Genomic DNA, 7249 nt, shown 5'->3' on the forward strand with positions numbered 1-7249 from the left:
GGACGCCGCGGACCCCACGAGCGGCCCGCGTGCCCGCGACGGGTCCGGCCCGGCCCGCGCGGCCGGCCGAGCCGCAGGTCGCGCTCTGCCCCACCTGCCGGATGCAGCTGCCGGCCACGAAGGTCTGCGACTACTGCGCCTGACGCGGCCCGTCCGGCACGATCAGCCGGTAGGCCTGCGGCACGACCCGCCACGTCCGTCGTCGATGCGGTCCCTCGATCTCGCCGTCGGTGCTGCACCAGAACTCCTCGCCGGCCGCGGCGCCCGAGACGGTGACGGTGCGACCCCGGGCGGCCGTCACGTCGTTGCGCTCGTGATGCCGGCCGCGGAGGAGGTCGCGTGCGTAGCCGAGGTTGCTCCACAGCCCCTTCGGCATGGACACGATCACGTCCGCCACGCCGTCGCCGGGATCGGCCGTCGGCACCAGCTCCGTGCCACCGCCGACGTTCGGGCCGTTGCCGACCGCGACCTGCAGCACGTGGGTGTGCGGCAACGACAGGGGAGTGCCGTCGACCTCGACGGACAGATGCAGCGACGGGGGCCGCAGCGCCGTCAGCAGCGCGCCGATCGGGTAGCCGACGATCCCCAGGTGCGTCTTCCACCACTCGCCCCGCTTCGCCGCGTCCGCACCCGCGCCGGCGTGGACGCTGTTGACCACCACGCCGCCGTCCTCGTCGAGGATCAGGTCGGTCGCCCGCGTCGCTCCGGCGAGTACGACGTGAGCCGCCTCGGCCGGGTCGAGCGGCAGCCCGACCCCGCGGGCGAAGTCGTTGCCCGTGCCCAGCGGCACCAGCCCGACCGTGGTCTCGCCGAGGAGGCCGAGTCGGTGCAGTGCGGCCATCGCCGCATGCAGGGTGCCGTCCCCGCCGACCACCACGACCGTCCGCGGCGCTCCCGCCCCCTTCCCCAGGGCGGCGTCCAGCTCGTCGGCGGTCTCGGTCCGCGCGACTCTCACCTCGGCGGCCCCCTCCAGCACCGCCAGCACCGCGGTGAGGTCGTCGTCGGGCCGGGCCAGCACCAGCAGAGCGTCCACGCCGACAACCTAGCCAGCGATCCCTGGGAAAGGGCTTCCCTTTACTCGCAGTAAACGTCATGATGGCGCCAGATCTGGCCCCAGATCTGACCACCGTGGGGACGTCGGCGTGAGGCGGTCGCCCCACCCATCGAAAGGGTTCGGGCCCATGTCGACGTCGACCCGTCGTGCCTTGCTCCTCGCGATCGCCCTGATCGCCGGCCTCCTCGCTCCGTTCGCGGGCGTCTCGCCCGCCTCGGCGGCCACGTCGTGCACCGTCACCACGACGCTGACCGCCACGGCGACACAGGGCTACTACGGCCAGGAGCTGCCGGCCAACTTCGCCATCAACGCGACCTGTACCGACGGCGCCTCCGGGACCCCGGACGCCGGGACGCTCTCCATTCAGCGCCTGCGCCCCGGCAGCAGCACCTGGGAGACCGCCGCGACGCTCGACCTCTCGACCAGCTACTCCTTCGCGTCGTGGCCGACGCTGGACGGCACCGCCCAGTTCAAGCTCGCCTACTCCGGTGGCACGGACGGCTCGGGCTACACCTTCCCGGCCAGCGAGTCCGCGGCCATCGGCGTCACCACGCTCCGCGACGTCGGGATCTCCAGCAAGAAGGTGAAGAGCGGCAAGCCCATCCCCGTGACGTGGTCCGCCACCCCGGCCGCGACCGGCTTCGTCTACCTCAAGAAGAAGGGGAAGAAGAAGTGGAAGCTCGCCAAGCGGGTCGCGGTCTCCACCTCGGGCACCACCTTCAAGCTCCGTGCGAAGGTCGGCACCAAGGTGCGCTTCTACATCCCCGGCAACGCCTCTATCGCCGCCTTCGACTGGACGACGAAGGTCAAGCGGCGCTGAGCCGGAGGAGCCTGGGCTCCCGTTCGCCGCGCCTGGGCCGTACGATCCCCAGGACACACGCCGAAGGGGGAGTCTGATGGGCGAGGACAGCGAGCCTGAGCTCGTGGCCGACGTCGATGCCGAGGTGGAGACGGTGACCGAGGCGGAGCCCGGCGACCCGGCGACCCGGGCGGCGGCCATCGCGACCGGGGCCCGCTCGCTGCTCGACCTGCGCCGCCAGGCGGAGGAGGAGCTGGAGCAGGCTCGCGCCGTCCGCGGCCGGGCCTACGCCGACGCGGACGCGATCGTGACCCAGGCCCAGTCCATGGCCGACCAGGTCCGCGCCGAGCTGGAGAACGCCGAGACGACCGCCCGCGGCATCGCGGACCGGGCGCTCGCCGAGGCCTCCGTGCGCGCCGAGGAGATCGTGGCGCAGGCGCAGGTCGACGCGGACGCCCATCGCGCCCAGACCGCCGAGGCCCTGGCCTCGGCGGAGGAGGAGCGCGACGCGGCGCGCGAGGCCCTCGCGTACGCCATCCGGCAGTCCGACGACATCCGGCTCGGCGCGCTGGCGGACGCCCACTCGGTGCGGCAGAAGCTGATCGACTTCACCCACGACCGGGCGCAGTCCACGCTCGACGACATCGAGACGGTGGCGCAGAGCCTCTACGACGCGCTGCAGGCCTCGGCCAACCAGCTCGGCGAGGTCCTGGGCGCGGTCGGCTCGCTGCGCGAGTCCGTGGTCGGCGCGCTGGCCCAGCCGGGAGGCGACGACCTGCCGGGCCTCCCCGAGTCCACCGCCGTCGCGATCCCGGCCGAGAGCCCGGTCGAGAGCCCAGTCGGGGACTCGGCCGAGATCCCGCTCGAGGACGACATCGACTGGGACACCCCCTTCCCGCCGCAGGCGCCCCCGGCGGGCGAGGCACGGCGGAGGCCCGCCGACGCCGCGGACGACGAGTCGGACGGCCGGCTGTGGCGCCGGGGGTTCCTCGGCCGCTCGTGAGGACGGCTCGGAGCCGACCTGTCGGCGACCCCGTCTAGGGTGGCCACGTGCCCGATCCCGACGCCCTGCTCGACGCGCTCGACCCCGAGCAGCGGCGGGTCGCCGAGGCGCTGCGGGGCCCCGTCCGCGTCCTCGCGGGCGCCGGCACGGGCAAGACCCGCGCGATCACCCACCGCATCGCCTACGGCGTGGCCACGGGCGTCTACGCGCCCAGTGAGATCCTCGCGGTCACCTTCACCACGCGCGCGGCGGGCGAGATGCGCCAGCGCCTGCGCGGGATGGGCGCCGGCGCGGTCCAGGCACGCACCTTCCACTCCGCCGCGCTGCGCCAGCTGCGCTACTTCTGGCCCCACGTCTACGGCACCGAGCTGCCGGCGCTGACCGAGTCCAAGCTCCCGATCGTCGGCGCTGCGGCGCGCCGCCAGCGCCTCTCCACCGACCAGGCGACCCTGCGCGACCTGGCCAGCGAGATCGAGTGGGCCAAGGTCTCCAACGTCCATCCCGGCGGCTACGCCCAGGTCGCCGCCCGCCGGGGGCGCTCGGTCGACGGCGTCGACCCGGCCACGGTCGGACGGGTCTTCGCCGCCTACGAGGAGGGCAAGCGCGCCCAGGGCCGGATGGACATGGAGGACGTGCTGCTGCTGACGGCCGGGATGCTGGCCGAGGACGAGCGGGTCGCCGCACAGGTCCGCCGGCAGTACAAGTGGTTCGTCGTCGACGAGTTCCAGGACGTCTCACCCCTCCAGTCGGCGCTGCTCGACCTGTGGCTCGGCGGGCGCGACGAGCTCTGCGTCGTCGGCGACCCGGCCCAGACGATCTACTCCTTCGCCGGCGCCGACGCGGGCTATCTGCGCGACTTCGGCCGCAGGTTCCCGAAGGCGACGAGCATCGAGCTGGTCCGCAACTACCGCTCCACGCCCCAGGTCGTGGCGACCGCCAACCGGCTCCTGCAGGGCACGGCCTCGGCCGGCGTCGAGCTTCGCGCGCAGCGTGCCGCCGGCCCGGAGGTGGGCTATCACGGCCGCACCGACGAGGTGGCCGAGGCGAGCGCCGTCGCGGCCCGGATCAAGGCGCTGCGGGCCGAGGGGCGGCCGTGCTCGGAGATCGCGATCCTCTTCCGGATCAACGCCCAGTCCGAGGCCTATGAGGAGGCCCTGGCGGCCGCCGGGATCCCCTACACGGTGCGGGGCGCGGCACGGTTCTTCGACCGGCCCGAGGTGCGCGAGGCGGTGACCCGGCTGCGCGGCGCCGCCCGCGGGCGGTCGGCCGACGCCGAGGACGCCGCCGAGCCGATGATCGAGACCGTCCACGCCACCCTGGCCGGGATGGGCTGGACCCAGCAGCCGCCGGCCGCCCGCGGCCAGGTCCGCGACCGCTGGGAGTCCTGGCAGGCGCTCGTCGACCAGGCGCTCGCCTTCGCCGCCGCCCACGACGACGCGGTGCTCGGCGACTTCGTCGACGACCTCGACCGCCGTGCCGCCGACCAGCACGCGCCGGTCGCCGACTCCGTCACCCTCGCCACCTTCCACGCCGCCAAGGGCCTGGAGTGGGACTCGGTCTTCCTCGTCGGCCTCCAGGACGGCACGCTGCCGTTCTCCTACGCCCTCGACTCGCCGCCCGCGATCGAGGAGGAGCGCCGCCTGCTCTACGTCGGTGTCACCCGCGCCCGGCGCGACCTCGCGCTCTCGTGGGCCGCCGCCCGGCAGCCGGGCGGTCGCGGCTCCCGCAAGCCCAGCCGCTTCCTCGACCCACTGCTGCCCGCGTCGGCCCGTCCCGAGGCGGCCGCGCCCAAGGCGCGCGGGGCCCGGATGTGCTCCACCTGCGGTCTGGTCCTCACGACGGGCGCCGAGCGGCGCCTGGGCCGGCACGAGAGCTGTGACCCGCTCTACGACGAGGCCCTCTTCGAGCGCCTCAAGGAATGGCGCACCCGCACCGCCGCCCACATCGAGAAGCCGGCGTACATCGTCTTCTCCAACCACACGCTCGAGCGGATCGCCGAGCGCCGGCCGACCACGCTGGAGCAGTTGCGCGCCATCGACGGGATCGGCTCGGTCAAGCTCGCCGACTACGGCGACGAGGTGCTCGCCATCGTCGAGGAGCACCTCGCTCTCCAAGGCTGAGCGGGTCCAGCCCGGCTCGGAGCCCCGAGAAACAGCCGACTTCCGGCGACTTCCGGAAAAGTTTCGAGAAAGGCCGATAAATGGTTTGCGCCCCGCGCGAAAGGCCTTCTAAGGTCGGATCAACCCGTTGACGCGCGTCACGACGCGCACGACTCGCCCGAAGGAGGTGACCGGCATGGAGAAGTACTTCGACCACATCGCGATGGCCAAGAAGCCGTCGCGGTTCGTCGCGCCCGCAGCCGGTCACGCCTCCCTCCGCGGTGGCGTCCGCATTGCCGACTGGACCGGCACGACGAACCTCCCGGGTTCTCCCGTCTGGAGCCCCCTGATCGCCTGACGACACGACGATCAGCAGCTCTCCAGGCCGCGGAACCCGACACCGGGATCCGCGGCCTTTTTGGCTTCCCGCACCTGTCAACCGACACCACCACCAACACCCCCTTGAAGGAGGAAGTCATGACCACCAGCGTTCTCGACCGCACCGACCACGTGCTCGAGGCTGGGCTCGCCTACCAGGCGAACGAGGTCACCGAGCTGCCGTGCCGGGCCAACAACCCGGAGCTGTGGTTCGCCGAGTCCCCGGCCGATGTCGAGGCGGCCAAGTCGCTGTGCCAGGACTGCCCCATGCAGAGCCTGTGCCTCGACGGGGCCCTCGCGCGCCGCGAGCCGTGGGGCGTGTGGGGTGGCGAGCTGTTCCTCCAGGGAGTGGTGATCCCGCGCAAGCGGCCTCGCGGACGTCCCCGGAAGGACGCCGCGTGAGCCGCCCGCTCAGATTCAGACAACGACGTTCACGACATTCGAGGAGAGCAGAGATGGAGCTCTGGCACGAAGACCTGGCGCGCGCGCACTGTGCCGCGCGCCTGGAGGAGGCACGCGAGCAGAGACGGTCCTACGAGATCGCCCGCGCCCGGCGCCTCAGCCGCAAGGCCGAGAAGGCCGCGAAGCAGGCGCGCCTCGCGCTTGCCCGCGCGCTGTGATCCGGGCACGGATCACGGGCGCCACGACTCTGCAGCCACAGGGGGGCACGTCCCGCCTGTGGCTGCAGGCGTCTCGGGGATCCGGCTGGCGTCGAGGTAGGCGCTCGTGCCGTTCTGGACCGAGTCGATCGCCGCTGCCCGCTGCTCCGCGGTCGGGGTGAGCCCGCAGAAGGAGACGAGGCCGTCGATCAGCTCCTCGGGCGAGCCGAGGGCCTTCTCGTAGGAGATCACGAAGACCGGGCACGGGAGCAGCCCCAGCCACTGCACGAGACGCCGGGTCTCACGGACGGCCCGCCGCAGTCCGGCCATGAAGTCCTGGTGCACCGAGATCCGGTTCCGCTCGGCGATCGCCACCGGGTCGCGGAAGGTCGCCAGCACGCGCGGGCGGCGGAAGATCCCGATCCTTGCGGGATCCAGTGCTGTGAATGCCTCGGGCCGCTTGAAGCCCCACACCCGGTGAGCCTGGTTGCGCCGCTCGATCAGGGGCAGGAGCGCCACCTCGCCCTGCTCCAGGGCGGCGGCCGTCTCGAGGTCCTCGTAGACGTCCTCGTTCAGCTCTCCCATGGGCACGCCGAGCCGCACCAGGGCGGTCGCCACCATCGTTGTGCCCGAGCGCGGGACGCCGACCACGATCAGGGTTCGCGCGTCCCGGTCGCGCCACCGCGGGCCCGACGAGCCCCGCAGCTCGACCAGTCCGCTGTTCCTGAGCGCCGCCAGGCTCGACGAGGGGAAGGGAGCTTTCGCCGACCACGGTGTCATCCGGCCATCGTGGCGAGACGGGCTGTGCGAATCGCCTGCAGAATCCTGAGACCCCTCTGTCAGATGCCCGTCCGGGCCGCCTGTCCCGCTCGCCCGAGCCTCATTCGGCCGTGAGCACGACGTCCCACGCGCAGCCGCAGTCCGGGTGCCGGAGCCAGCCGTGGCGCTCGGGCAGTCCCGAAGAGGGGACGGTGATCGTGGCGGACCACGACGCCGGCTCGTCGCCGTCGACCCAGGCGAGGATCTCCCGCACGACGAGTGCCAGGCCGAGCGTCGTCGCCGACGCCGGGGACGCCGCGGCCGCCGGCCGGCGGGCGACCTGGTCCACGACGAGGGGGAGCCGCGGGTCCACCTGGCTGCGGGCGGCGTCCACGCAGCGCAGACAGGCCGTGCGCCCAGGCACGACCAGCGGACCGATCTCCCAGCCGTCGGACAGCGCCGCGACCGGCAGGTGCGCGCCGGACTGGTCGTCGGCCAGGTCGCGCCGCACCAGGCCGTCCGCGAGGAGCACTGCCAGGCCGCGCCCTCGCGGGCCCA

General features: G+C 73.3%; 8 protein-coding genes and 1 pseudogene. 6 read left to right on the plus strand and 3 right to left on the minus strand.

Features of this window, described 5'->3' with window-relative positions; all coding sequences use genetic code 11:
• Positions 1-130 precede the first annotated feature (130 nt).
• Positions 131-1033, minus strand: coding sequence for a diacylglycerol/lipid kinase family protein (locus QM572_RS01955; protein WP_415089468.1), 903 nt, complete (start codon positions 1031-1033; stop codon positions 131-133).
• 148 nt (positions 1034-1181) lie between these two features.
• Between QM572_RS01955 and QM572_RS01960 the strand changes: the two genes are divergently transcribed.
• From QM572_RS01960 to QM572_RS01985, 6 genes are all read left to right on the plus strand, one after another.
• Positions 1182-1874, plus strand: a complete 693-nt coding sequence (locus QM572_RS01960) for a hypothetical protein (RefSeq protein WP_415089470.1) — start codon at positions 1182-1184, stop codon at positions 1872-1874.
• Positions 1875-1950: 76 nt separating this feature from the next.
• Positions 1951-2856 carry a hypothetical protein gene (locus QM572_RS01965; RefSeq protein ID WP_415089472.1) on the plus strand — a complete coding sequence of 302 codons (906 nt, stop codon included), beginning with the start codon at positions 1951-1953 and terminating at the stop codon, positions 2854-2856.
• A gap of 47 nt (positions 2857-2903) precedes the next feature.
• Positions 2904-4976, plus strand: coding sequence for an ATP-dependent DNA helicase UvrD2 (locus tag QM572_RS01970; protein WP_415089474.1), 2073 nt, complete (start codon positions 2904-2906; stop codon positions 4974-4976).
• 127 nt (positions 4977-5103) lie between these two features.
• Positions 5104-5313 (plus strand): hypothetical protein, encoded by a 210-nt coding sequence (locus tag QM572_RS01975; RefSeq protein ID WP_415089477.1) that lies wholly within the window; start codon positions 5104-5106, stop codon positions 5311-5313.
• A gap of 119 nt (positions 5314-5432) precedes the next feature.
• On the plus strand, positions 5433-5735 hold the full coding sequence (locus QM572_RS01980; RefSeq protein ID WP_415089479.1) for a WhiB family transcriptional regulator: 303 nt from the start codon (positions 5433-5435) through the stop codon (positions 5733-5735).
• 53 nt (positions 5736-5788) lie between these two features.
• The gene (locus QM572_RS01985; RefSeq protein ID WP_415089481.1) at positions 5789-5953 is read left to right on the plus strand and encodes a hypothetical protein; all 165 of its coding nucleotides are present in this window, start codon (positions 5789-5791) and stop codon (positions 5951-5953) included.
• A 12-nt stretch (positions 5954-5965) separates the two neighbouring features.
• On the opposite strand, the gene QM572_RS01990 is transcribed toward QM572_RS01985, so the two are convergent.
• Together QM572_RS01990 and QM572_RS01995 are read right to left on the minus strand one after the other, a co-directional pair.
• Entirely contained in the window at positions 5966-6712 is a 747-nt protein-coding gene (locus QM572_RS01990) for a hypothetical protein (RefSeq protein ID WP_415089484.1), read from the minus strand.
• Between the two features lie 100 nt (positions 6713-6812).
• Positions 6813-7249, minus strand: a pseudogene (locus QM572_RS01995) (hypothetical protein); the annotation flags it as partial.

Source organism: Nocardioides sp. (assembly GCF_047607365.1).
Classification (GTDB): Bacteria; Actinomycetota; Actinomycetes; order Propionibacteriales; family Nocardioidaceae; genus Nocardioides.

Coding starts and splice junctions, on each gene's coding strand:
- QM572_RS01960 (WP_415089470.1), top strand. CDS start 1,182: ATGTCGACGTCGACCCGTCGTGCCTTGCTCCTCGCGATCGCCCTGATC.
- QM572_RS01965 (WP_415089472.1), top strand. CDS start 1,951: ATGGGCGAGGACAGCGAGCCTGAGCTCGTGGCCGACGTCGATGCCGAG.
- QM572_RS01980 (WP_415089479.1), top strand. CDS start 5,433: ATGACCACCAGCGTTCTCGACCGCACCGACCACGTGCTCGAGGCTGGG.
- QM572_RS01985 (WP_415089481.1), top strand. CDS start 5,789: ATGGAGCTCTGGCACGAAGACCTGGCGCGCGCGCACTGTGCCGCGCGC.
- QM572_RS01990 (WP_415089484.1), bottom strand. CDS start 6,712: ATGACACCGTGGTCGGCGAAAGCTCCCTTCCCCTCGTCGAGCCTGGCG.